Annotated in this window: 18 protein-coding genes; 13 read left to right on the top strand and 5 right to left on the bottom strand. The window is 63.9% G+C overall.

All coding sequences use genetic code 11. The features are described 5' to 3' along the window. The first annotated feature begins 59 nt into the window (after nt 1-59). A complete protein-coding gene (locus FF80_RS15535) occupies nt 60-1,412 on the top strand; it encodes a site-specific integrase (RefSeq protein WP_035102208.1) in 1,353 nt (450 codons plus the stop codon). A gap of 60 nt (nt 1,413-1,472) precedes the next feature. Here FF80_RS15535 and FF80_RS15530 read toward each other — a convergent pair whose 3' ends face one another. From FF80_RS15530 to FF80_RS15515, 4 genes are read right to left on the bottom strand one after another with little or no spacing between them, the layout of a single operon-like run. After that, on the bottom strand, nt 1,473-4,976 hold the full coding sequence (locus FF80_RS15530; protein ID WP_035102207.1) for a DEAD/DEAH box helicase: 3,504 nt from the start codon (nt 4,974-4,976) through the stop codon (nt 1,473-1,475). Continuing rightward, nucleotides 4,963-5,745: a DUF1837 domain-containing protein gene (locus FF80_RS15525; protein ID WP_035102206.1), complete on the bottom strand. Its 783-nt coding sequence runs from the start codon at nt 5,743-5,745 to the stop codon at nt 4,963-4,965. Before FF80_RS15525 ends, FF80_RS15530 begins: the two co-directional genes overlap by 14 nt. A gap of 18 nt (nt 5,746-5,763) precedes the next feature. Beyond that, nucleotides 5,764-6,780 (bottom strand): nucleotidyl transferase AbiEii/AbiGii toxin family protein, encoded by a 1,017-nt coding sequence (locus FF80_RS15520; protein ID WP_035102205.1) that lies wholly within the window; start codon nt 6,778-6,780, stop codon nt 5,764-5,766. Next, nucleotides 6,773-7,366: a DUF6088 family protein gene (locus FF80_RS15515; protein ID WP_035102204.1), complete on the bottom strand. Its 594-nt coding sequence runs from the start codon at nt 7,364-7,366 to the stop codon at nt 6,773-6,775. The genes FF80_RS15520 and FF80_RS15515 overlap by 8 nt, the downstream gene beginning before the upstream one ends. A 123-nt stretch (nt 7,367-7,489) precedes the next feature. On the opposite strand from FF80_RS15515, the gene FF80_RS15510 reads away from it, so the two are divergent. The 12 genes from FF80_RS15510 (at nt 7,490) to FF80_RS21450 (ending at nt 22,912) form a co-directional block, all read left to right on the top strand. Further along, complete coding sequence (locus tag FF80_RS15510) at nt 7,490-8,260, top strand: hypothetical protein (RefSeq protein ID WP_035102203.1); 771 nt, start codon at nt 7,490-7,492, stop codon at nt 8,258-8,260. Nucleotides 8,261-8,459: 199 nt separating this feature from the next. Further along, nucleotides 8,460-9,422 (top strand): zincin-like metallopeptidase domain-containing protein, encoded by a 963-nt coding sequence (locus tag FF80_RS15505; RefSeq protein ID WP_035102202.1) that lies wholly within the window; start codon nt 8,460-8,462, stop codon nt 9,420-9,422. Beyond that, a complete protein-coding gene (locus FF80_RS15500) occupies nt 9,422-10,369 on the top strand; it encodes a hypothetical protein (RefSeq protein WP_152558398.1) in 948 nt (315 codons plus the stop codon). Before FF80_RS15505 ends, FF80_RS15500 begins: the two co-directional genes overlap by 1 nt. Before the next feature lie 136 nt (nt 10,370-10,505). Continuing rightward, nucleotides 10,506-12,635: a ParB/RepB/Spo0J family partition protein gene (locus FF80_RS15495; protein ID WP_035102199.1), complete on the top strand. Its 2,130-nt coding sequence runs from the start codon at nt 10,506-10,508 to the stop codon at nt 12,633-12,635. Between the two features lie 101 nt (nt 12,636-12,736). Continuing rightward, entirely contained in the window at nt 12,737-13,213 is a 477-nt protein-coding gene (locus tag FF80_RS15490) for a hypothetical protein (protein ID WP_035102196.1), read from the top strand. 189 nt (nt 13,214-13,402) lie between these two features. Then, nucleotides 13,403-13,819, top strand: coding sequence for a hypothetical protein (locus FF80_RS15485; protein WP_035102194.1), 417 nt, complete (start codon nt 13,403-13,405; stop codon nt 13,817-13,819). After that, nucleotides 13,812-14,456, top strand: coding sequence for an antitoxin (locus FF80_RS15480; RefSeq protein ID WP_035102192.1), 645 nt, complete (start codon nt 13,812-13,814; stop codon nt 14,454-14,456). The genes FF80_RS15485 and FF80_RS15480 overlap by 8 nt, the downstream gene beginning before the upstream one ends. Nucleotides 14,457-14,584: 128 nt before the next feature. Further along, nucleotides 14,585-18,958 carry a strawberry notch family protein gene (locus tag FF80_RS15475; protein ID WP_035102190.1) on the top strand — a complete coding sequence of 1,458 codons (4,374 nt, stop codon included), beginning with the start codon at nt 14,585-14,587 and terminating at the stop codon, nt 18,956-18,958. Next, nucleotides 18,959-19,996, top strand: coding sequence for a toprim domain-containing protein (locus FF80_RS15470; protein WP_035102187.1), 1,038 nt, complete (start codon nt 18,959-18,961; stop codon nt 19,994-19,996). It abuts the gene before it with no gap. A gap of 339 nt (nt 19,997-20,335) precedes the next feature. Beyond that, nucleotides 20,336-21,271 carry a DUF2493 domain-containing protein gene (locus FF80_RS15465; protein WP_035102186.1) on the top strand — a complete coding sequence of 312 codons (936 nt, stop codon included), beginning with the start codon at nt 20,336-20,338 and terminating at the stop codon, nt 21,269-21,271. A 162-nt stretch (nt 21,272-21,433) separates the two neighbouring features. Next, nucleotides 21,434-21,850 carry a hypothetical protein gene (locus tag FF80_RS15460; RefSeq protein ID WP_035102184.1) on the top strand — a complete coding sequence of 139 codons (417 nt, stop codon included), beginning with the start codon at nt 21,434-21,436 and terminating at the stop codon, nt 21,848-21,850. Nucleotides 21,851-22,507: 657 nt separating this feature from the next. Next, the gene (locus tag FF80_RS21450; RefSeq protein WP_081917476.1) at nt 22,508-22,912 is read left to right on the top strand and encodes a GFA family protein; all 405 of its coding nucleotides are present in this window, start codon (nt 22,508-22,510) and stop codon (nt 22,910-22,912) included. Nucleotides 22,913-23,022: 110 nt separating this feature from the next. Here FF80_RS21450 and FF80_RS15455 read toward each other — a convergent pair whose 3' ends face one another. Then, a complete protein-coding gene (locus FF80_RS15455) occupies nt 23,023-24,066 on the bottom strand; it encodes an IS5 family transposase (RefSeq protein ID WP_035102182.1) in 1,044 nt (347 codons plus the stop codon). Nucleotides 24,067-24,798: the final 732 nt, after the last annotated feature.

The raw sequence follows: 24,798 nt of genomic DNA, 5'->3' as shown, positions 1-24,798 counted from the left end.
CCGGCTGCTTCCGTGGTGCTTCCGCGGAAGCAGCCCATCTCCAGCGGAGGAGACGCCACATGGCAAAGCTGACCAAACGGATCGTGGACGCTGCGGAAGCTCGCGAAAAGGACTATTTCGTCTGGGATGACGACCTGCCTGGTTTCGGCCTGCGCGTCTTCGCTTCCGGTAAACGCAGCTACCTGATCCAATATCGCGCCGCCGGACGGACCCGACGCTACACGATCGGCCTACATGGCATCTGGACGCCGGAGACGGCGCGGCAGGAAGCGAAAGTCCAGCTCGGGCGCGTAGCCCGTGGCGACAACCCCTCCGAGGAACGGCAACTCGATCACCAGGCTCTGACGGTGAAAGATCTGTGCACGCTCTATCTCAATGACCTCAAGGCGGGATTGATTCTCGGCAAGGGCGGCCGCCCCAAGAAGGCGACGACAATCGTCACCGACACAGGCCGCATCCAACGCCACATCATTCCGTTGATCGGCGCGCGGCGGGTGAAAGACCTGACGAAGGCCGACATCAATAAGGTGCTGAAGGACATCATGGCCGGTAAGACCCGGGTATCGGTCAAGACGCAGAAGCTACGTGGAAGGGCCATCGTGCGTGGCGGCGCCGGCACGGCGACGCGCACGGTCGGCCTACTCGGCGGCATCCTCACCTATGCCGTCGATGCTGGCATCATCGAACGTAACCCGGCGCACGGTATCAAGAAGCCGAAGGACAATGTCCGCATGCGTCGACTTTCAGAGGCTGAGTACCGCACCCTGGGCGTGATGCTGCGCGAGGCGGCGGAGAACGAGAAATATGTGATGACCGTCGAGATCATCCGCCAGATTGCACTCACTGGCTGCCGCCGCTCGGAGATGATCTCGCTGATGTGGACCGAGGCGGATACCGACGCGAGCTGCCTGCGCCTGGAGGACAGCAAGGAAGGCGAGTCCATTCGGCCCATTGGTCTACCCGTGATTGAGTACCTCGAGGATCGCCGCACGGGCGCGGAGGGCACGTACGTCTTCCCTGGCCAGGGCGAGGATAACGCGTTCGGTAGCTTCCCGAACCATTGGGAGAAAATCTTCAAGGACAGCCCGCTCGCCGATGTTACGCCACACGTCCTGCGGCACAGCTTCGCAAGCATCGCCAATGACCTCGGCTTCACCGAGGTCACGATCGCAGCGCTGATCGGCCATTCCAAGGGCACGGTCACGAGCAAATATATTCACACGCTCGATACCGCCCTCATCATGGCCGCCGACACGATCTCTGGCTATATTCAGGGGCTGCTGGACGGGATCGAGTTCAAGCAGACCGCATACGCCCTCGACCGGACCTCGCGAAAAGCGGCGCTTTCACGGTTCCTGCAAAGCGCCATTGGAGAGGAAGACGAGCCGGATGAAAGACTGCTCGCAGCCTAAGAAATACTATTTCGACTAGAGGGAGACGACCCAAGCATAGAGCATGCCTATCGTTTCCCTCTATGCATCGGCAGGCGGCCACCGCAGTTTTCCGCGGCCGACGCGCAAGGCTTCCACCAGCCTGGTGTTGCCCGGTAGCCTTCCCGAGAAGAGGCTGGGCTTGGGGTCCACCGCCGGCTTCCTGAAGGCGGCGACCCGCTGGTAGTCAGGGGTTGCGAGCCAGGTCCGTCCGTCGCCCTCGTCGGTGACGATCCGATAGAGGCCGGCGGGCGGCGCGACATCGGTGTCGAGCAAGCGCTTGTAGCGTTCGACCGACCACTTCTGGATGCCGCCGCTGAGGGCTTCGGTTCGGAAGCGCGCCCATAGCGCGGCGGTGTCGGGCGTCGGCCAGTCGCCAGCGTCGGTGTAGGCCGTGATCTCGTCGGATTCGAGCCAGGCCCGCATCTCCGCGGGCGTGACGAAGACGGGCTTCGTGTCCTCAATAGCCGCCATGGCCGCGCGCCGTGACGGCAGGCCGGCGCGGATCAGCATCGCCATCATGAACTGTGGGACGCCGGTTTCGACCACTGCCGCTGCGCCGCCCGCCACCGTGTCCGGCGACCAGCCGAGGGACATTCGGCGGGTACGGACGGCTTCCAGCGCCCAGACCAGGCGATAGGTGAAGGCTTCCTCGACTGCCCGCATGTTCTGCGGTCCAATCTTTGAGACCTCCTCGCCGGAGACCCAAGCGCGCAGGATAGCCTTCCAGTTGGCGGGCAGCGCGTTCGCCTTGTCCGGGATGAAGGGCCGCATGAACAGCAGGCGTCCACCCAGACCTCCGAGTGCATCGGCTAGCTCATCGACGTCGCCGTTCAGCGCTGCGCCATCTGCTCGGTCGATCAGATCGGCCAGTTCGTCGGCCATGGCATCGATGGAGAGGCCAGCCTCAAGCCCAACGCCCATCGCGAAATGTCCACGCCGCGCCTGCACCGTGGTCGTCTTCCAAATGAGGTCGGCGCGTGCTTCGAACACCTTCTTGTGCAGAGGCGCGACGTCCTCTTCCTCGCGGGCGATTTGCCGGGCCCAGAGCGATCCCTTCAGCGCCTCGTCCAGCAGCTTCGGGAGATCGGTGCGATCAGCGTCCAGCGCTTCGATCAGGCCGAACACGGTCGCATCGAGGCGCTCGACGAGCTGAGACAGCGGCTCTTCGTCGATGGTTTCCTCTTCGTCGTCGTCCTCGCCGTCTTCATCAACATCGTCGCCGTCGTATTCCACGCCGGCGGCCAGACGCTTGGCCACCTCGGCCTCTTCATCGGGTGATTTCCAGGCCTCTCTGGCGTTGGCCAGATATTCCCAGGCATCGTCACGATCGAGCACGCCCTCGCGCGACAGGCGCTCAAGGATTTCAGCGACGATCTGGATCAGGCCGCTCTTCAGGGTGCGGGCCTTGGCGGAGGCGACCAGCTTCCTCCACTCTTTCTTTCGCCAGTCGGTCTTGTCGAACATGACGTGGACAATGAGGCCTTCGACGTCGACGAAGGCGCGCCCGGCTCGGCCGGCGACATTGGCAAACTCCTCACCCTTGATCTTCTCACCTGCACGGTAGAGCGCGGGCACCAGCAGCACTGCGGCGTTGAGGTTGAGGCCTTGGGAAAGCGTCGGCGAGGCGACGATGACCTTCAGCACGCCTTCGGACAGGAGGACTTCAAGTTCGCGCAGGAACGGGCTTGGCAGGCGGCCATGGTGAATAGCGACGCCGACCTTCAGGCTGGCGACGGCGGGATGGTCCTCGCCCAACCATTCCTTACCAACCTCCAGGGCGCGGGCGATCGGCGCCTCGTCGTCCAGCAGCGAGTCGAGGTAGCCGCGCTTGCAGAGGTCGACGACCTGTTTGCCGTAGCTCTCCACCCAGTTCGCCTGGGTGGAGAAGATCAAGGTGCGCTTGCCCTGGCTCGCGAACTCCCAAGCTGCGAACAAGGCGAGGTGCGAGTTTTTTCGCGGATATGGCTTCTTTTCTTTCCCTCGGGCGGGTTTCTCCAAGACGAACTTGTCGAGGAAGGGGCCATCCTCATCGAGGTCGAGCCGGAGCAGCGCGTGTTTGCCGCGCCAGGTGAGTGCGCCGAACCGCTGTCGCGTGGGGCGCCAGTCGGAACGCACGGGCTCGCCCGGTTCGTCGGAGCGTATCCAGGCGGTGAGGTCGTCCAGTTCGTCGCCGCTTGGCAAGATGGCGGAAAGGCAGACGATCCGGCGTTCGGCCGCGTCCGCGCGTCGCAGCAGGCGCTGCACGAGCGTCTCGTAGCGGATCTCGCGCTCGCTTGGCCCGATCATGTGGCCTTCGTCGAGGACGATCAGGCCAACGTCATCGATCAGGGAAGGATCGCTCCGTAGTGCGAAGTCGAGCTTTTCTGGCGTGGCGATGATGATCTCGCGGGTGCGCAGGGCGTCCTCGTCACCCGCCGAAAGGCCGCTGGCCCCGTAAAGCGAGGACACGCTGAACCCGAGTGGTGCGAAGGTCTTTCGGAAAGAACGCTCGGTCTGGGCCGACAGGGCGCGCAACGGTGTGACGATCAGTACCCGGCGCGCTGCGGACAACGTCATCAGTGCGGCGATCTCGGCCACCCGCGTCTTGCCCGCGCTGGTCGGCAGGGCCACGACCAGATCGTCCGTCACGTCCGTGGAACGTTGGGCAGCCTCGCGCTGTGAGGGCCACAGCTCGACCTCCGAGGTTTTGCGGGCGTAGAGCGAGGAGATGAACAGCCGGCGCAGGTCGGGGTATTTTTCTTCCGTGCCCTCGGGTGGCGCGGTCGGCAAAGCTTGGTGAAGCGAGTGCTGCCACAGGTCGTCGATCAGGTGGCGGCAGAGGTTCGAGATCCACCACAAGGGAACGTTCCCGCAATTGTCAGCCAGGCTAACGGCGGTGGCGAGCAGGCTCCGTGCGCTTTCGATCGGCTCCTCTTCGCCCGTCTCGAGCGCGAAGTCGAAGAACGCCAGGGCTCGGCAGATCGTCGTGTTGAGGATGGTGGACAAGACCTCGTCGATGTCGGGGTCCTCGCCGCCAAGCGCCTCCGCCATCTGCTCGTCGCCGTGGGCATCGTCGCCAAGCCAATGGCGAACGAAGCTGCGCAGCTGGTCGAGGTCGCGCAGGATCAGGTGACGGATCGCCGTTTCGCCCGGCGTGGTGTTGAGGTCTTCAGCCGTCTCGTTGAAGAGCGAATAGGCCACGGCCGAGAAGCCGGACAGGTGATAGGCGGCTGCGGCGATGGTGCGGCGGAAACCGCGATCGGGCGCCTCAGGATCGCCGTTTCTCACTATGGCTTCGAAGGCGTTGGCGGCCCGCTCGAATGCCTTGTTCGTCAGATCAGACGCGCCGGTCTGAGCACGCAGAGCCATGGCACCCCGAAGCAGGGCGAAGCCATGTTCGGCGAGGTCAGTTTCAATGGTCGCGCCCAAGGGCGGCGCGTTTTGCGGCAACACGCCCGCTTCCCGCATCAGCGACCAGGCCGCGCCGCGATAGAGGAGCCGGCCGAGGATGCCGTCGGCGGTCGCGGTGGCGAGGAAAGCGGTCAACTCGTCAGGCGTCTCCAAGGTCTTCTGCCTCCTGGTACATGGCCGCGATGAAGTCCTGGTGGTCCTCGACGTGGATGTTCACGACGTAGTGGTCGCGGTTGGTCCCGGCAGCGTCGAGGTCGTCCTTCAGGGAGGCGTGGGGGCCATTACCCGACACGGTGAAGAGCATGTGGTCGATGCGATTGGCGCGGAGCGACTTCAGGCCCACTTCGTCGCGGAGGTCGCGACCCAGAGCGTTTTCGTCAGGGTCGTTGCTCTCCAGCAGGCGGTTGGCGACGAACAGCAACGAGTCCGGCGTGCAACGACCATTGTCACGGTCGAGCACCTTTCGGGCGCTGGTGACCGTGGATTTGCCGAGCTTCTTGTTGCTCTTGGCTTCACCCTTGAGAAGCCAGAGCTTCTCACCCTTGCCGTCGTAGCCCGCGCCGATGAAGTCGTCGCCGCGCATGGCCATGTTGCGGCCATCCTTGTAACGGAGCCGGCGCACGGGGACGCGCAGGCCTATCTCTTCCTCCACCAGCTCCGTCGCGAGGATTTCGCCGAGGTCGCCGGAACGGCCTCTGTCTGTCTGGGGCATCGCCTCGCTGAGAATCTTAGCTGCGACCTTATATCCGAGGCGCTCCACGTCCTCGGCGATGCGTTCGAGTCGATCGTAGTGCGAGCGGATGGTCTCAGCGAGAGACTCACGGATCTCGTCGCGGCCGCCATCTTTCTCGATATAGGTCCAGTAGCGCTTTCGCTCGTCCTCTTCTTTGGCGGACTCGCACCACCGCTCATACAACCCCATACTTCCCCCCAGCTTTCACTACCCCGCCGCGCGGTTCACTTGTTCGGCAATGTCTGCGCATCGCTCGATCAGCACCTCAAAAGGCTCGGCGTCTTCAAGCAGCAGTCCGTCTTCGACCATCTGCCCATAGTCCGCAGCCAGCGCTACGCGGGCTTCACCGCTCGGCACGAGCTGCAACTTTCCCGTGACGGCGGCTTCATAATCGACAAGCTCGCCGTCCACCACCTTCTCCGCGAAGAACATGCTCTTGTGCCGCGCAACCGCGCGGGCGAGGTCTCGATCGGCCGCAGCAGCGACGGATATCCCTGCGTCATCCAGGCGAACCACGTCGTGCCAATGGCGAGCGAAGCGCTCTCCGCGAAGTCGCTCCTGCAAGCAAAAGACGTGCATCGCGGTCGCCTTTTCCCAAAAGGTCCGCTCGGCGTGCATCACGCGCGGAGATGCCGTCGGGAACGTCACGCCCTCGACCAGGCTCGCCGCATCGCAGACCACGTCACGCGTGCTGGCCGGCTCGCCGGTCGAACGGGCGCCGAATTCCAGCATGACGCTGGGGGCGACATAGCCTGAGCCGGCAGAAATCGCCTCATAGTCGATGAAGAGCTTCTCATCCTCGATCCGCGTCGTCGCCGAAACACCCTGTGCGCCGATCGCTCCGACGATCAGCGGCTGAACCGCTCCCTTGACCCATTCCGGCAGCCGGTGACGCACCGCCTTCGACCAGCGCTTCTCCTCACTCCGCGTCGTTGGCAGCGCTTCGCCGTCGTCTCCGACCAGATCGGGCGCGATCGCCCGAATGTCATAGGTCAAGTCGATATCCTCGGAGAAGCGTCGGATGACGCCATAAGCCTTGGACAACGACGTCCCGCCCTTGAAGACGAGATGCTCGCCAAGAGGCGAACCGAAAACCGTCGCAAGAGCCCAGACGACCCACACATCCTTTTCGAGCAAGTGAACCGGCCGCCCGGAGCGGTCGGCGGCTACGCCCAAGGCGTCACGGCGGTCGCCCGCCGACAGCGAGAGGAAGGATTCAACCATGGGCCGCCTTGCTGACGCTTCGGGCAAGCCAGGTCGGGAATTGCGGCGCGGCCGCCACCAATTCGCCGAACGCGGTCGGCGGCAGTTTTCGCTTCAGGGCCTGGAGTGCCGCTTCCGCCTTCTCGGGACCGAGCCAGGCCAGGGCGCGAACCGCCTGTCCGGCCGGGCGGTCGGCCAACGCGAGCTGCCAGCGCGGCGCGTGCCGCAACTCCACCGACTGTCTGCCCAAGGTCATCGTGCGGCTGCGTCCGGACGTCAGATAGACGGAGCGCACCGGCACCTGCGTCGTCAACCCGAGCGCGTTCGCGGCGGCCGCGCCGTTCGATACGATGACTTCCCCGCGCTGCGCCGCCAGCGCCTCGACGGCCTGTTCCACCGAGGGCGCGCGCGTGCCGAACCGACTCGTGACCGGGCGCAGATACACGCCGCGTCCAGCCCGGATCAGTTGCCCGCGCTCTGCAAGGCGCGACAAGGCCTGGTCCACCCCGGCACGGCTGCCGAGATGGAGCAGGCTCTTCGCCGCCAGCGGCGTTCCCTCCGAAAGCCGCTCAGCATGCGCAAGGATATGTTCGGTCAAATGTTGCACAGCAGATCTCCTGTCAGAAATATAAGCGGATTTCTGACAGTTTTCAATGTAAAGTGTCCATGGGGGTTAAGGCGGTTCGGGCTGCCCTCGCGAACCAGCAAGAGCGGAGGGAGACGGCCAACGATGACGCTGCAACAATGGAAGGCGACCTGCGACAAGGTTACGGATGAGATGCTCGCGCATACCCGGCAATTCGTGACGCCGCTCGGTACGGAAACCGAGCGGGATGTGCGCCTGGTCGGCACGGGCTCCTACGTATCCCGTGAGGCCCGCCGCGTCCTGCTGACCTGCGAGCATGTCGCCGTGGTGCAGCCCATGCACTACCGCTTCCATGGCTGCGACGACGTCTTCGAGCATCCGGGGCCGTGGACGATGGAGAGTCATCCCGTCGACGCGGCGTTCGCATCAATCAGCGACCCGGCGTGGGAAGCCTGTATCCATCAGGCCCAACCTATACCTTATCAGCGCTTTGGTCCGCGCCACGCTCCGGCCGATCGGGCGGAGCTTCTCTTTTTCCGTGGCTTCTCAGGCGAGAATGCCCGTTACGCCTTCGGACTGCATCAGACGAACGGGAGCGGCTACGCCACCCAGGAAAAGGAGAATAGTGGAGACGACCAGATCTTCGAGCTCTTCTGGGAACCGGAGAATATCGAACTGACCAGCCAAACCTCACCCGAGGCCGCAGAAGAGATGAAGTTCGAGGAAGCCGGCGGCTTCAGCGGATCGCTGGTCTGGAACACCCGCTATATCGAGGTGACCCGGCGAGGCGTCCAATGGACACCCGAGGACGCGGTTGTGACGGGCCTGCTTCGGCGTTGGGATAAGGACACGAGAACGCTTTTAGCCTGGCGCGTCGAGCATCTTCGCGCATGGCTTGATGCCAAAGGAGCGTGAACCGTCGTCCCATAAACGCTCCGAGACATGCAAGGATTTGGGGGGAAAGCCTTCCCCTGCGGTCGAGTCGTGGTCTCGGCCGACCCCTTCTGCGGGGAGACCCCGCAACGCCCCCTGAGAGTAAGAGTTTGGCCGGTTTGACCGTGACGGGTTGAGGGTCGGGAGAGAGGCTTCCGGCGCCCGTCGCGGAGCAATCCCGATGGCCAGATATGATCGCAGCGCCCGTGCCGGCGCAGTTCGCACCAGCCTTTACGACGATATCACCAACAAGATCATCGGCGAACTGGAGCAAGGGCGCGTGCCCTGGGTCCAGCCCTGGGGAACGGCGGCGGCCAAGGCGCCGCTAGCCATGCCCAAGAACGCCGCCACGGGGCGCGGCTATTCCGGCATCAATGTGCTAATCCTTTGGGGCGCGGTGATCCAGCATGGCTTCCCCGGCCAGAGCTGGCTGACGTTTCGCCAGGCCCTGTCGCTCGGCGGCAATGTCCGCAAGGGCGAACATGGCACCACCGTCGTCTATGCCGACCGCTTCATTCCGGAAGACGAGAAGAAGCGCGCCCGCGAGACCGGCGACGATGCCCACGCGATCCCGTTCCTCAAACGCTTCACCGTGTTCAACGCGGCGCAATGCGAAGGTCTGCCCGAGGATATTGGCATCGCAGCCCCGCCACTGCCGCCCGGCCTGATCGAGCCGAAGGTCGAGGCGCTGATCAAGGCCACCGGCATCGATTTCCGCATCGGCGGCGATCGCGCCTTCTACGTCCCCGCCGCTGACTATGTGATGGTGCCGCCCCCACAGGCCTATTTCGAGCCGATTAACTGGCATCGCACGGCACTACACGAAATCGGTCATGCCAGCGGGGCACCCCATCGGTTGAACAGGAATCTGTCCGGCTCCTTTGGCTCGAAGTTCTATTCGGTCGAAGAAATCACGGCCGAACTCATTTCTGCCTTCTGCTGCGCATCGATGGGCATCGTGCCGACCGTGCGCCACGCCGACTACATTGGCAGTTGGTTGACCTGCCTTCGCGAGGACAACCGCGTCATCGTCCGCGCCGCCAGTCAGGCAAGCAAGGCCGCCGACTATATCCTCGGCTTCCTGCCCGATCGGGATCAGGCAGAGCCCTCGGTCGACTTTGACGATGAGCGGGAGGCCGCATGATGAGCGCACTTTCCGCAGCCCGCTCTCCGTCCCCAGCGACGGAGAGCAATCCCATTCGTCTACGCGTCCTCAGTCTTGGCGCCGGCGTTCAGTCCACGACCCTCGCCTTGATGGCCGCGCGGGGTGAGATCGGTCCCATGCCCGATTGCGCGATTTTCGCCGATACGGGCTGGGAACCGAAGGCTGTCTACGAGCACCTGTCCTGGCTCATGTCGCCCAACGTGCTGCCGTTCCCGGTCGATATCGTGTCCGGCGGCGACATCCGCGCCGACCTGGTTGCCGGTGCGCAGGGCAATCGCTGGGCTTCGATCCCGGCTTTCACCCGTAATGTGACGCCCGCAGGCACGGCCATTCCCGTGCTGGATGAAGACGATGACGGCGCAACCATCGTCGTCGGCACGCGCATCCTCCCCACCGAGCGCGTCGGCGTCGGCATGATTCGGCGTCAATGTACCGGCGATTACAAGATCGTGCCGATCCGGCGAAAGGTGCGCGAACTCGCCGGTCTCACCCGTCGACGCTCGCCCAAAACCCCGATTGTGGAACAGTGGATCGGCATCTCGCTCGATGAGGCTCTTCGCATGAGGCCCTCGTTTGAGGCCTGGCAGGTCAATCGCTGGCCGCTGATCGAGCGGCGCATGACCCGCCGCGACTGCCTGCGCTGGCTCGAACGGCACGACTATCCACTGCCTCCGAAAAGCGCCTGCATCGGCTGTCCCTTTCATTCCGATGCAGCGTGGCGGCATATCCGCGACACCGACCCCGAAGCTTGGGCCGATGCGGTCGATCTCGACCGAACAATCCGCACCGGGTTCCGGGGCGTTCGCGGAGAAGTCTATCTGCATCGCTCAGCCGTCCCGCTCGGCGAGGCCGATCTGACGACGGATGCCGATCGCGGCCAGCTCGATCTGTGGCCGAATGAATGCGAAGGCATGTGCGGCGTTTGAAGTCGGGTTTCCGCATTTCCGTATCCACGGCTCTCCGATCGTCCGACCGAAAGAGAGTGAGAGGAGTGTGGGTTTTTTCGTGACGGGTTTGAGGTCGAGAGAGAGGCTCTCGGCGCCCGTCGCGGAGATTACCCCGATGGCATCTGCTGTTCAGAAAATCACCCTGTCGTCCTCGCGCGACATTCCCTTCAACAAGCTGGTCCTCAGCCAGTCGAACGTGCGGCGCATCAAGGCCGGTGTGTCGATCGAGGAACTGTCGCAGGACATCGCCCGTCGCGGCCTGCTTCAGGGCCTCAATGTGCGTCCCGTCGTCGATGCCGATGGCAATGAGACGGGCATGTTCGAGATTCCCGCCGGTGGCCGCCGCTACCGGGCGCTCGAACTGCTGGTGAAGGCCAAGCGTCTGGCGAAGACCGCGCTCGTGCCCTGTGTCGTGCGCGAAGCCGACGCCGACATCCTCGCCGAGGACGATAGCCTGGCCGAGAACATCCAGCGCGCGCCGCTCCATCCCCTCGATCAGTACCGTGCGTTCCAGGATATGCGCCTCAAGGGCATGTCCGAGGAAGACATCGCCGCGGCCTTCTTCGTCCCGGTGAACGTGGTGAAGCAGCGTCTGCGACTGGCGTCTGTCGCGCCTTCGCTGCTCGACCTTTATGCCGAAGACGGCGTGACGCTGGAACAGCTCATGGCCTTCACCGTCAATCCCGATCATGCCCGTCAGGAACAGGTCTGGGACGCAATCAAGGATTCCTGGTCGAAAGAGCCGCATCAGATCCGGCGCATGCTGACCGAGACGACGGTGCGCGCTTCCGACAAGCGGGCGCAGTTCGTTGGCGTCGATGCCTATGAGACCGCTGGCGGCATCGTGTTGAACGACCTGTTCCAGTCGGACGATGGCGGCTGGTTGCAGGATGTCGCTCTGCTCGACCAACTCACCGACGACAGACTGAAGGCCGAGGCCGAGGTCATCGCCGCCGAGGGCTGGAAGTGGGTCGATGCCCGTGTCGAGACGCCCTACGGCTACGGACACGGCCTGCGCCGGCTGATCGGCACGACCATCCCGCTGACCGATGAGGAACAGGCGAGTTTCGACGCCCTGACCACGGAATATGAGGCGCTGGAAGCCGAATATGCCGAAGCCGAAGAATATCCCGACGCGGTGGACGAGCGGGTCGGCGAGATCGAAACCGCGCTCGCCGCATTCGAGGATCGTCCCGCGATCTACGATCCGGCCGAGATCGCGCGCGCCGGGGTGTTCATCAACATCGACCGCGAAGGCCGTCTGTCGGTTGATCGAGGCTATGTCCGTTCCGAGGACGAGGCAACCGTGGCCATGGACGACGGGGACGAGGCCGAAGGCACGGAATCCGATCCTGCGGCGTCCTCGGACCCGGCCGTGCAGCGCGCGGTCATCACCGTCGGCGGCCAGCCTGCCGAACCCGAGGAGGAAGATGACGTCATCAAGCCGCTGCCCGAACGCCTGGTCACGGAACTAACGGCCCACCGGACGCTGGCGCTGCACGATGCGCTGGCAAACAACCCTCACGTCGCCATGACGGCGTTGCTGCACCGGCTGGTGATGGAGCGGTACCACTATTCCGCACCGAGCGGATGCCTGGAAGTCACCGTGCGTCACCACTTCTTCTCGGCGCAAGGAACGGACCTGAAGGACAGCCCTTCGGCCAAGGGGATCGAGACGCGGTATGAGGGCTGGAAGGCGGACCTGCCGACCGATGACGACGCGCTTTGGGACTGGATCGCCGCGCTCGATGACGCCAGCCGCATGGCGTTGCTCGCCCATTGCGTCGCCTATGGCGTGAATGCGCTTTACGAGAAGCCCAATCCGTTCAGCGGCAGCGGCCTCTCACAGCACGGGCTTGATCAGCGCCTGTCCCAGGCCGACCGGCTGGCGCGCGCCACGGGCCTCGACATGGTGGAAAGCGCCGGATGGCGGCCGACGGTCGAGAACTATCTCGGCCGCGTCACCAAGCCCCGCATCCTCGAAGCCGTGCGTGAAGGCGCTGGCGAACGGGCGGCCTCGCTCATCGAGCATCTGAAGAAGGGCGACATGGCCAAGGAGGCCGAACGCCTGCTGGCCGATACCGGCTGGCTGCCCGAGCCGTTGCGGTTGTTCGAGGAGGATCAGGCACCGGTAGATGTTGACGCACAGGACGACATCGAGGCGCTGCCGGACTTCCTCGCCGGTGACGACGACGAGACCGACCATCCCGAGGACGAAGCGGCCCATCTGATTGCGGCCGAATAAACCTCATTAGCGGGGCGGCTCCGGTCGCCCCGCTCCTTTTCCCACCCTTCCATCCAGGTTCGGCATTCGCCGGGCCTTTCTCGTTTCAGGAGACTGAATCCATGTCCGCACACATCGTCCATGACACCGCGCCGCTCGGTTCGCTGATCCGCTATACCAATGGCACGCCCAAGCCTCCGGCGCGGTTTTCCAAGAAATTCGCCGCCTGGGAACGCCGCAACGGCGTCGGCCGGTTGGTGAAAACCGAACCGGCCCGCGAGCGTCCGACCTATTCCTCACCGGCTTCCATCACCCTGCATGAGGGCAATTTCGCCAGCAGCGGCGTCATCCTCGTGACCATCATGCGCGCCCATTCGGTCGATAGCGATCTGACCTTCGAGATCGTGGAACGTCCGACCATCGGCATGGTGCGCGTGCTTCAGGATTTTGGCGGGAACAGCGAGTTGCTGTATCTGGCCGAAAGCCGCGAAGCCGCAGAGCTGTGGCTGGCCAGGAACAGACACGGCAATGCCCGTCTGGAGGACGTCACCGCCGATGAGGTCGGCGCCGATGTCGTTGAAGGCCGGATTGCCGCCTGACCACCCCCATAATCACCTCAATCTGGCCCGGCCTCCCCGCAGGAGTGTCGGGCTTTTTGTTTCGGGAGGTCCGGGGCAGCGGCCGCAGCACCTTGAGAGGAAGAGGAAGGCCTGGGCGGGTTTGAGCCGGTTGGGGTCGAGAGAGCACTCCCCGGTTTGGCCCGTTCCTGCTCTCTGGAGAAACCCTCCATGGCCGACTACTTCACCCATTTCTCGTGCCTGCTCGATGTCGGCACGCCCGACAACGCCGCTCGCGCACTCGACCTCTACAACACCCTGTCCGAGGAAGGCGCGTCGGAAGACCCGCCCTCAGACGGCTTCTTGCTCTCCATCCAGCCCGAGCATGGCGGCACGCAGCTCTGGATGCGCGATGACGTGACCGGCGATCCCGAGCGCCTGATCCAGTTCGTCAAAATCTGCGCAAAGGAATTCGGGCTAACCGGCCGCTGGGGCTTCCAGTACGCCAACACCTGCTCGAAGGCGCGCGTCAACGCCTTCGGCGGAGGTGCGCACGCTATCGACCTCGCCACCGGCGAGACAATCGCCTGGACCTATACCGATGGCTGGCTTGCCGAAATCCTCGACGGAGGTGATCCCGATGCCTGAGATCATCGAAACGACCGTCTATCGCCTGAATGAGCTGTCCGACTCGGCAAAGGACAGCGCCCGCGCATGGTATTGCGAAAGCGCAACCGACGTCGACTGGCACGAGTTCGTCTATGAGGATTTCGAGACGATCTGCGAAACCCTCGGCGTTCGCCTCAAGACCAGGCCGGTTCGCCTTTACGGCGGCGGGACACGCCAGAAGCCGAGCATCTGGTTCCGAGGCTTCTGGTCGCAGGGCGATGGCGCCTGCTTCGAAGCCTTCTATTCCTATGAGAAGAATGCGCCTCGCAAGATCAGGTCGCACGCGCCGCAGGATGGCGAGTTGCACAGCATCGCCGATGCCTTGCAGGCGATCCAGCGGCGAAATTTCTACCAGCTTCACGGCGAGGCCAGCCATCGCGGTCACTATTACCACGAATACTGCATGTCGATCTCGGTGGAGCGCGACAGTCCGACCTATCAGGACATGACCGAAGATGCCGAGGAGGCCGTGATCGACGCGCTCCGCGATCTGGCCCGCTGGCTCTATCGCCAACTCGAACGTGAATACGAACACCAGACTTCGGATGCCGTCGTCGACGAGACCATCGCCGCGAACGACTACACTTTCACGGCGTCAGGCCGACGTTTCGGCTGAACGCCGTGGCGACATCGTCATGACCGCGCCTTGAGAGGAAGAGGCGGGCCGGGAGGAGTTTGAGCCGGTGGGGTCGAGAGAGAGCACCAGCCGGTTCATCCCGCTTCGCTCTCCTCGAGGTTCCTCCCATGACATATGCTTCCGCCGCCGCGACCCTTCCGGCTGCACCGATTGTTCCTGCCGTCGATACGGCCTTTGCTGTTCACCAGGCGGCACTTCTCCTCCTCCCCCATCTCGAACGCGGCAGCCGCATCGACGCCATTATCCTGCGCGGCGCGATGGAAACCGCCTTTGGCGCGTCCGACGCCGCGGGCGCCTGGGACTGGAAGACCGCCTATGAAGCCTGCGAGGCGGCGACCGTGCTGTTCCTGCGCAAATACGGAAAGGCGCTTTTCCGCAAAGCCGGGTCTCAGGCCGCAGCTCTGCCATTGCTGGCGAAGATCGCCGGACTTCTCCCCACCCACACCCGCCGTTCGGAAGAGAGCCAGACTTTTCAGCAGTTCTCGACGCCGATCCCGCTCGGACTGATCGCCGCAACCGCCGCAGCGATCACCCCTGCCGATCGCGTGCTGGAACCCTCGGCCGGCACCGGCCTGCTAGCCGTCCTGGCCGAGATCGCCGGGGGATCGCTGGTGCTGAACGAACTGGCGGAAACCCGCGCGGATCTTCTTTCCCACCTCTTTCCGGCCATTTCCGTCACCCGCTTCGACGCGGCCCAGATTCACGATCACCTCGCGCCTGGCACCGTGCCGACCGTGGTGCTGATGAACCCGCCATTCTCGGTGATGGCTAACGTCTCCGGCCGGATGGCTGACGCCGCCTATCGCCATATCGCCTCGGCGCTGGCGCGTCTGGCCGATGGCGGGCGGCTCGTGACGATCACCGGGTCGAGCTTCGCGTCCGATACGCCGGCCTGGCGCGACGCCTTCATCCGGCTTCAGGAACATGGTCGCGTGGTGTTCACCGCGTCCATCGACGGCTCGGTCTATGCCAAACATGGCACCACCATCGACACCCGCCTGACCGTGATCGACAAACTGCCCGCCGACGATCCGGCCGCCTTTCCGGCATCGCCGGGGATCGCGCCCGATGTCGCCACGCTGATCGACTGGATCGGCGAGCATGTCCCGGCACGGTTGCCGGTCGATGCTGCGATCTCGGTTCCTGTGGTGGCGCCAGCCGCCGCACCGCGCACCGTTCGCGGTTATCTCGCCCGCGCCGCCGCATCCTCCCCCGTCCGCACCGTCACTGAACCTGAGGGCGTCGAACTCGCTTATGACGCCATCGACTGGACGCCCGCCGAGGACGGCCGGATCACCGATGCAATCTATGAGGAATACGGATTGCAGGCGATCCGTATTCCCGGCTCTGCGGCCCATCCGACCAAACTGGTGCAATCGGCGGCCATGTCCTCGGTCGCGCCGCCCAAGCCGAGCTACCGGCCGAGGCTTCCCGCCAACATCGTCACCGACGGCCTGTTGTCCGACGCCCAACTGGAAACCGTCATCTATGCCGGCGAAGCTCATTCCGACTTCCTTGCCGGAACATGGACGCTGGACGACACCTTCGATGTCGTCTCGGCTGCGCCCGACGACGCACCGAACGCCGTCCGCTTCCGCCGCGGCTTCATGCTTGGCGACGGCACCGGCGCTGGCAAAGGCCGCCAGTCAGCCGGGATCATCCTCGACAACTGGATGAGAGGGCGCCGCAAGGCCGTCTGGATCTCCAAATCCGACAAGCTGCTCGAAGACGCGCAGCGCGACTGGTCGGCGCTCGGCATGGAGCGGCTGCTGGTCACGCCGCTGTCGCGTTTCCCGCAGGGCAAGGACATTCGGCTGCCGGAAGGCGTCCTGTTCACCACCTATTCCACGCTGCGTTCCGATGAGCGCGGCGAGAAGGTTTCGCGCGTGCAGCAGATCGTCGATTGGTTGGGCTCCGACTTCGATGGAGTGATCATTTTCGACGAGAGCCATGCCATGCAGAACGCCGCCGGCGGCAAAGGGGAACGCGGCGATGTCACCGCCTCGCAGCAGGGTCGCGCGGGCTTGCGGCTCCAGCACGCCCTGCCGAACGCCCGGATCGTCTATGTCTCGGCCACAGGCGCGACCACGGTTCACAATCTCGCCTACGCCCAGCGGCTCGGCCTCTGGGGTGGCGAGGATTTCCCGTTTTCGACGCGCGCGGAATTCGTCGAAGCCATCGAAGCGGGCGGCGTTGCGGCGATGGAGGTGCTGGCCCGCGATCTTCGGGCGCTCGGACTCTATACGGCGCGGTCGCTCTCCTATGATGGTGTCGAATACGAACTGGTCGAGCACCAGCTCGCGCCGGAACAGACCCGCATCTATGATGCCTATGCCGGGGCGTTTTCAGTCATCCATAACAATCTCGACGCCGCCATGCTGGCCGCCAACATCACCGGCGGCGGCGATGGCGGCTCCGCCACGCTGAACCGGCAGGCCAAGGCCGCCGCGCGTTCCGCCTTCGAGTCGGCCAAGCAGCGCTTCTTCGGTCATCTACTCACCAGCATGAAAACGCCGACGCTGATCGCCGCCATCACCCGCGATCTGGAAGACGGTCATGCCGCCGTGATCCAGATCGTTTCCACCGGCGAGGCGCTGATGGAACGCCGCCTGGCGGAGCTTCCCGCTGAGGAGTGGAACGACGTCCGCGTCGATATCACCCCCAGGGAATATGTGCTGGACTACCTCGCCCATTCCTTCCCGGTGCAGCTCTACGAGCCTTTCACGGATTCGGAAGGCAATCTGTCGTCACGCCCGGTCTATCGCGACGGCCAGCCGGTCGAGAGCCGTGAGGCCGTCGCCCGCCGCGACCGGCTGATCGAGAAGCTGTCCTCCCTGCCTCCCGTTCCGGGGGCGCTCGACCAGATCATCCAGCGCTTCGGCACGGACATGGTGGCGGAAGTCACGGGCCGTTCGCGGCGCATCGTCCGCAAGTCGGGTGCCGACTCCATGACCAGCCCCGGCGGCGTTGATCGTCTCGCCGTCGAGAACCGCGCCGGATCGGCCAATCTCACGGAGACCGCCGCCTTCATGGACGATCAGAAACGCATCCTGATCTTTTCGGACGCGGGCGGCACCGGGCGCTCCTATCACGCCGATCTCGGCTCGAAGAACCAGCGGCTGCGCGTTCACTACCTGCTGGAACCGGGCTGGAAGGCCGACGCCGCCATTCAGGGGCTGGGCCGCACCAACCGCACCAACCAGAAGCAGCCGCCGCTGTTCCGGCCGATCTCGACGAACGTGAAGGCCGAAAAGCGCTTCCTCTCCACCATCGCCCGCCGTCTCGACACGCTGGGCGCGATCACGCGCGGCCAGCGCCAAACCGGCGGACAGGGGCTGTTTCGGCCCGAAGACAATCTGGAATCCCACTATGCGCGCGACGCGCTTCGGCAGCTCTATCTCCTGCTGGTACGCGGCAAGGTCGAGGGCTGCTCGCTCCAGATGTTCGAGGAGGCGACTGGCCTTAAACTCATGGATGACACCGGCATCAAGGACGAGTTGCCGCCGATCACCACCTTCCTCAACCGCCTGCTGGCGCTCACCATTGAACTACAAGGCGTGCTGTTCACCGCCTTCGAGCAATTGCTGAACGCCAGGATCGAGGGCGCCATCACTTCCGGCAGCTACGACGTCGGGTTGGAAACGCTGCGGGCGGAATCGTTCGTCGTCACCGACCGCCAGACCATCCACGTCCATCCCGGCACCGGCGCCGAAGCTCGGTTGCTGACCATCACGCAGCGCCAGCGCAACCGTCCGATCATGCTCACGGAGGCCCTCGACCAGCTTGCCGATCCTCGGGCGAGGCTCCTCATCAATGAACGTTCAGGCCGCGCCGCCGTTCAAATCCCGACCACCAGCGTCATGCTGGACGATGGTGAGATCGAGCGGCGCATCCGCCTGATCCGGCCCATGGAGGCGCATAATGTTCCCATCAAGATGATGGGCGAAACCCATTGGGTCGAGGCTGATGATGCTGCGTTTGCATCGGCCTGGAATGTCGAGGTGGCCGAGGTGCCGGAATTCGTCGACAGCACCCTCCATGTCGTCAGCGGCCTGTTGCTGCCGATCTGGAAACGCCTGCCCAATGACTCGACGCGCGTCTATCGGCTCCAGACCGACGACGGCGAGCGCATCGTCGGTCGCCGCGTTTCGCCCGCCTGGGTCGCGGGCGCGATGGCCACCGGCACCTCGACGCTGACGCCGGACGACGCCTTCATGGCGCTGATGGACGGCAAGACCATCCTCGACCTCAGCGAGGGGCTTCAGCTTCGGCGCAGCCGCGTCATGGGCGCCAACCGTATCGAACTGTCCGGCTTCACCGACGTCATGCGCGACCGCCTTTCGGCCTACGGGCTGTTCCATGAGATCATCTCGTGGAAGCTGAGGATGTTCATCCCCACCGACGCTTCCGGCCCCGCCATCCTGGCCAAGGTGCTGGAGCGCTATCCCGTCCAGCGCATCGGTGAACGGGAGGCGGCATAGATGGCTCGCCATGACGCCGCCGAACTCGCACATCGTCTCGGCCGACAGGCCGAGGCGGTGTGCAAGCGCTATCTGTCGAACGGCCATCGTGAAGGCCGCTACTGGCTGGTTGGTGATGTGCAAAACAGCCCTGGCCGCTCGATGTTCGTGCGCCTGACGGGACCGGAATCCGGCAAAGGCGCGGCGGGCAAATGGACCGATGCGGCGACGGCTGAACATGGCGACCTACTCGACGTCATCCGCGAGAGTTGCGGCCTCATCGACTTCAAGGACGTCGCCGAGGAAGCCCGTTCCTTCCTCAGCCTGCCAAGGCCGGAGCCTGATCCGGTTCCCCGATCCCGGCCCAGGACGGCGCCGACAGGATCACCGGAGGCAGCACGGCGTCTGTTCGCCATGGCCCAGCCGATTGGGCGGACAGTCGTGGAAACGCATTTGCGCAAACGTGCGATTACGGCTTTGCACGAAACCGGAGCCCTCCGTTTCCACCCGCGCTGCTACTATCGGCCCGAGAGGCATGATCCCACCGAAATCTGGCCCGCGATGATCGCAGCCGTCACCGACCTTGGCGGCGTCCAGACCGGCGCGCATCGCACCTGGCTCTTGCCCGATGGCAGCGGCAAAGCCCCTGTCGAAACGCCGAGGCGGGCGATGGGCCATCTCCTGGGGCACGGCGTCCGCTTCGGTGTGGCGGATGATGTTCTGGCGGCCGGTGAAGGGATCGAGACCGTGCTGTCGGCCCGCTCGGGTCTGCCCTCTATGCCGATGATGGCGGCGCTCTCGGCGGCGCACCTCGCCGCCATCCTGTTCCCTGCGTCGCTGCGGCGGCTCTATATCGTGCGCGATTGCGATCCGGCGGGGGATGGTGCGCGAGACAGTCTGGTCGAACGGGCGAAAGGCGTCGGGATCGAGGCGGTTGTCCTGTCGCCGGTGCTCGGGGACTTCAATGAGGATCTGCGCCAACTCGGCATTGATGCACTCCGGGCGGCCTTGCGGGTTCAGATCGTTCCCGAAGACGCCAGCCGGTTTCTCGCGGCGTGAGGCGGCATCGGTCACGTCGGAAATGAGGCGCGCAGCAGCCCAAACCTGCCATATGCGGTGATGGTGTTGTCCTGATGTGCAGGAGGGGCCGCCGCCCTCGGCCTTCTGAGAGGGCGATCGAGCCGTCAAACGGCCCTGACCGGCAATGGCTGCGCCCGGCTATTTTCCGCCGCGCCCTTTGGGCGCTTTGCATCGCGAGGCAAAATAGCCGGTCTTCGCCATCCAGCGCTGGAGGCTTGGCCCTCCGCTTCGCTGCGGGTGCAGGTCCGGGCCGCCCGACAGCATTCGTCGCCTGCGAAGGCCGCGATGGGCGCGGTCGATCCGACAAGGGCGAACACCATGATGACCGAATATGATGACGCAGGTTTCGAGCCGCCACACACCTCATCCCCTACCGATCACCTCCTCAGCGAACTCCAGCTATACGGCTACCGTCCGTTCGAGGATGAACCCGACCCAAGGCCGCTTCCCGAAGGCAATGCCGTCGCTGGCGCCGTCGCCGACATCTTCGACGCCCTGATCGTCACCCTCAGTGATACCCGCCTCGAACCCGACCTCGACGAACTGCTGTGGTCCACCGTCAATCTCTTCCACCGCGCCACCGCCCGGATCGAACGCGATCTGGACGATAACGAGCAGGCCCAGCGTCGCGGGCAAAGGGAACAGGATGGTTCCGAGGTGAAATCGGTCGAGCTGGAACGCCTGACGGCAGAGGGTCAAACCTTCATCGAGCGGCGCAACAGCATGGAACTCTTCCGCGATGTCGCCGCCGAACAGTTCGAGCGCCACACCGGATCGGCCTGGCGGCCGCGCTCAGGCTCGATGGTCAACCATCGCAATCTGACCTCGGCGATGATCGACAGCCGGGACTTCCTCGCCGCCAAACGGCGGGCGGAAACCGAGGTGATGCTGCCCGCCGGCCCCAAGGTCGCCTTCACCGGCGGTCTCGACTTCAACGATCATCACCTGATCTGGGCCAGGCTCGATCAGGTCCATGCCAAGCATCCCGATATGGTGCTGCTGCACGGCGGATCGCCGAAGGGAGCCGAGCTGATCGCGGCGAAATGGGCCGACAACCGCAAGGTTCCGCAGGTCGCCTTCAAGCCCGACTGGACGAAGCACGCCAAGTCCGCGCCCTTCAAGCGCAACGACGCCATGCTGGATGTCCTGCCGGTCGGCGTTCTCGTCTTCCCGGGAACCGGGATTCAGGAGAACCTCAGCGACAAGGCCCGCAAGCTCGGCATCCCGGTCATGAAGTTCGACGGCGGCGCGTAAGCGCCGCCGCTCGGCGGCTGGTTCAGCCGCCACTACTTGACTGAGAGCCATATTCTGGCTCAGATAAAGCATCCTTGCAGAACCGGCGAAGTAGCATAGTCGCAGGCGGAGCGTATCCTCTGGCAGCCTGTCGTGACCCACAACCTTGCTGTGGAGGCTTCCATGACCCTGATCCTGCTCGCCATCTCCTTGTCGATCGCGCTTTGCTTCATCGCTTATAACTTCGCCATCTATGCCTTGCCCTTCATGGTGGGTCTCACCGCGTTCCAGTATGTCTATGGAACCGGCGCTGGTTTCCTAATGTCGGGTTTCGCCGCCATCGGTGCGGCCCTGCTTTCGGTCGGTCTGGTCATCGCCGTGCTCGGTTTTGCCAAGAACCCGGCTTTGCGGCTCGTCGCGCTTGCCATCTTCGCCGTACCGGCCGCCATTGCCGGATACGCGCTCGTCTACGGCGTCACGAAGAACGCCATAGACTCGACCATCGCGCTCAACCTGCTCGGTGGCGCTGGCGGCCTGTTCATCGGCATTGCCGCGATGCTCAATCTCAACGCCCTCGGATCGGCCGTCCTCTCGCGCTAACCTCCACATCCCGGCAGCTGTTGCTACCTGTAGCGGCTGGCAATGATGATCGGCCGGACGCGCAATGAGGGCGATTCCGGCCCATTTTGCGTGAGACGAACAGAGACGGCAGACGCACGCTTCGTGAGAAGCAAACCGCGATCGGTGCGACGGACGTCCAATAATGATCCGTCGGTGCACGCTGCCGGACACCGTGAGAAAAGCCGGTTGGGGCGGGTCGAACTTGCGCTGATTTCGGCATCGAATTTTCTGGCGGTTTGGTTGCGCTGGCGAGCGGCATCCCGCTGGCGTCAGAAAACCGGCCGTTTATCTTGCGGTGCCGACGTCGGCGCGATATCGGCAGGAATCACCTCATCTCGGCCGTTCGTGGCGTGAAGCGATGGCTCTGAAACCAGCCCTTGCAGGTTGGCCGTTATCCTGGATCATCTGTCGCAGAAGTCAGTTGCAGAACTGTAGCTTTAATCGGGGAGTTTTGCGACAGCCTATCTCCCACTAGACTTCAACATTCCCACGATCTATCTTGATGCTGGGGTAGACCTGAAAATAGCATCAGGTTTCAGCCCCTTCGCATAGCCCCTCGCAATGAATTGCGGTTCGGGCCTGCGCTTCACCCTCCAACATCAATATAATCTCACCGCGCAAGCGGAAGGAGTTTCTATGGTCGACGCCAAATGCGCCTGCGGCGCTCTTAGACTGACGTTTAGCGAGTCACCCCAATTGACTGCGCTATGTCACTGTTTCGCTTGCCAGCGAAGAACTGGTGCGCCGTTCAGCGCCAATGCGTTCTATTCGGTTGAGTGTGTCGAAATATCTGGAGCAGCGACGGAATTTGTTCGCACTGGCGATAGCGGGCGCAAGGTCCGCATGTATTTTTGCCCCACTTGCGGTTCGACCGTCTATTGGAAGGCCGATGCATCGCCGTCTTGGATAGGGGTGGGGGTAGGTTCTTTTGCTGACCCGGCGTTCGCGCTACCCACCATGTCAGTATTCGAGCGATCGAAACATGAGGGCACCTCGATTTTTGACCTTTTCCGGTCGCGGGTCGCGGGCTCGGCGGCTTGAAATGGGCGTAATGCCACCCGTCAGTGCCCTTGTGCGCTACGGGGTCTTTGATGCTTTGCCTGTCGCGCGCGGCGTTTCGTGCCGCACGACTTGATTTCCGCGTCCCTGGGTTAGCCCGGGCACGGGTTCAGGCGGCTCAGCTGGCCGAGGCGGCGCATGTTGTAAGCGAGGTTCTTCATCCCGATCTTCGCCTTCGCCCGCACCATGCCGATCGTGCGCACCAGCGTGCCGCCCATGTCGTTGGTCTGCGCGCCGAAGACATGCTCGACCCGGGCACGCACCGAGGATTTGGTCCGGTTGCTGCTTTTGGCCTGCTCGGTCAGCGGCTTGCCGCGCTTGCCCTTGCGGTGGATGTGGCTCTTCAGCTTCATGCCGCGCAGCTTGGCTTCCATCTCCTCGGACCGATAGGCCGGATCGGCCCAGACCCCCGCGCCGGTATTGCCCCGCGTCAGCAGGTGGTCCACCGCTTGGCTGTCATGCAGGGCGGCATCGCTGACATGGTAACGTCTTACCAGCTTGTGCTTCCTGTCGATGCTCACATGGTTCTTGTAGCCATAGTGGGATTTGCCGTGCTTCTTGGTCCAGCGAGCATCAACGTCCTTCTGTGACCGCTTGGCCGGTTTGTCGGACCAGCCCTCGGGCACCTCACCGCTCTTGATCGCCTTGTTTTCCTCGCGCGTGTTGTGGTTCTTCGGCACCGGGACGATGGAGGCATCCAGGATCTGCCCTCCCCGCGCGATGTAACCCCGTCGCGCCAGATAGCCGTCGAACTGCTTGAACAGCGCCTCCACCAGGTCCGCCTGCGCCAGCGCTTCGCGATAAAGCCACACCGTCTTGGCATCGGGCACCCGGTCCTCAAGCCCTAGGCCGAGGAACCGCATGAATGACAAACGGTCGCGCACCTGATACTCGATCTGGTCGTCGGACAGGTTGTAGAGCGCGCCCAGGACCAGTGTCTTGAACATCAGAACGGCGTCCATCGGCTTGCGCCCGGCGCGCGACTTCCGCTCCGCATCTGGCTTGCGCCAAACCCGCTCCAGCGTCGGGCGGAACTCCTCCCAAGGCACAACGGCGTCAATCTCGACCAAGGGGTCCTTCTTGGCATCCAGGCTCGCATAGCGGTCCGAAAGATCGAAGAAACCCATCTGTGCCATCGTTACGCCCAAGCAGCCGATCACCCCCCGTTCATACCGCAGCAACTCGGGCCGGGCAATTTTTCGAGGTGCCCATGAGTGGGTGGAGCTTGGCGAAGCGGTAGAGCCTTTCCAAGGTCTTCCAACCGGCCGAGATTAGGCAACAGCTTTTCTCTTGTCGCACAAATCCTAGATTTTACGACCAGATTGCCGACATGGAAAAGTCAGGGAAAATTCTGTCGACGGCGGCAAACGCGCTCAGACATCCCAGCTTCCGCTCGGAACAGGAGATCGCAGTTCCAGTCAACAGCGTTCGTCGTTACCAGTCTTGACCGGAAGGGGATGATCGCCCATCGAGTCGACCGCCGCAGATGGGATCATTGCCCGGCTGGCGGGTTCCCTTGCGCTGATGGCCGGAGGCCGGGAACCACAGTCCTTCTCGCATGCCAATGTTCGGCAGCGGGCGATTGAAGGCAATGCTGCGTCTTTCACCTCCCGGTAGTCTCCGCCGTCCCGGTCAACCCTGCCTTCCATGAACTATAAGCCGGGCCGCGTGAGGGTGAATGAGATCCCGGTGCCGCGGACAGGTGGCGCAGTTCTGGCGACCCATCTCGATGGTGAAGGCCGGCAAGGACGAAGGTTCCGCTGATCGCTCCGAAGCGCTTCGCCGAAGGCCATATCCCTCCGACTGACTGATCCCCTAAGCCCGGTCGGTTTCCGCCAGCAACCCCTGCGAACCAGGCCGAGTTGGCG

It is taken from the genome of Devosia sp. LC5 (assembly GCF_000735585.1).
In the GTDB taxonomy this organism is placed as follows: Bacteria; Pseudomonadota; Alphaproteobacteria; order Rhizobiales; family Devosiaceae; genus Devosia.
Note: the sequence above shows the minus strand (reverse complement) of the source record. Positions and strands in the feature narration are given on the sequence as shown.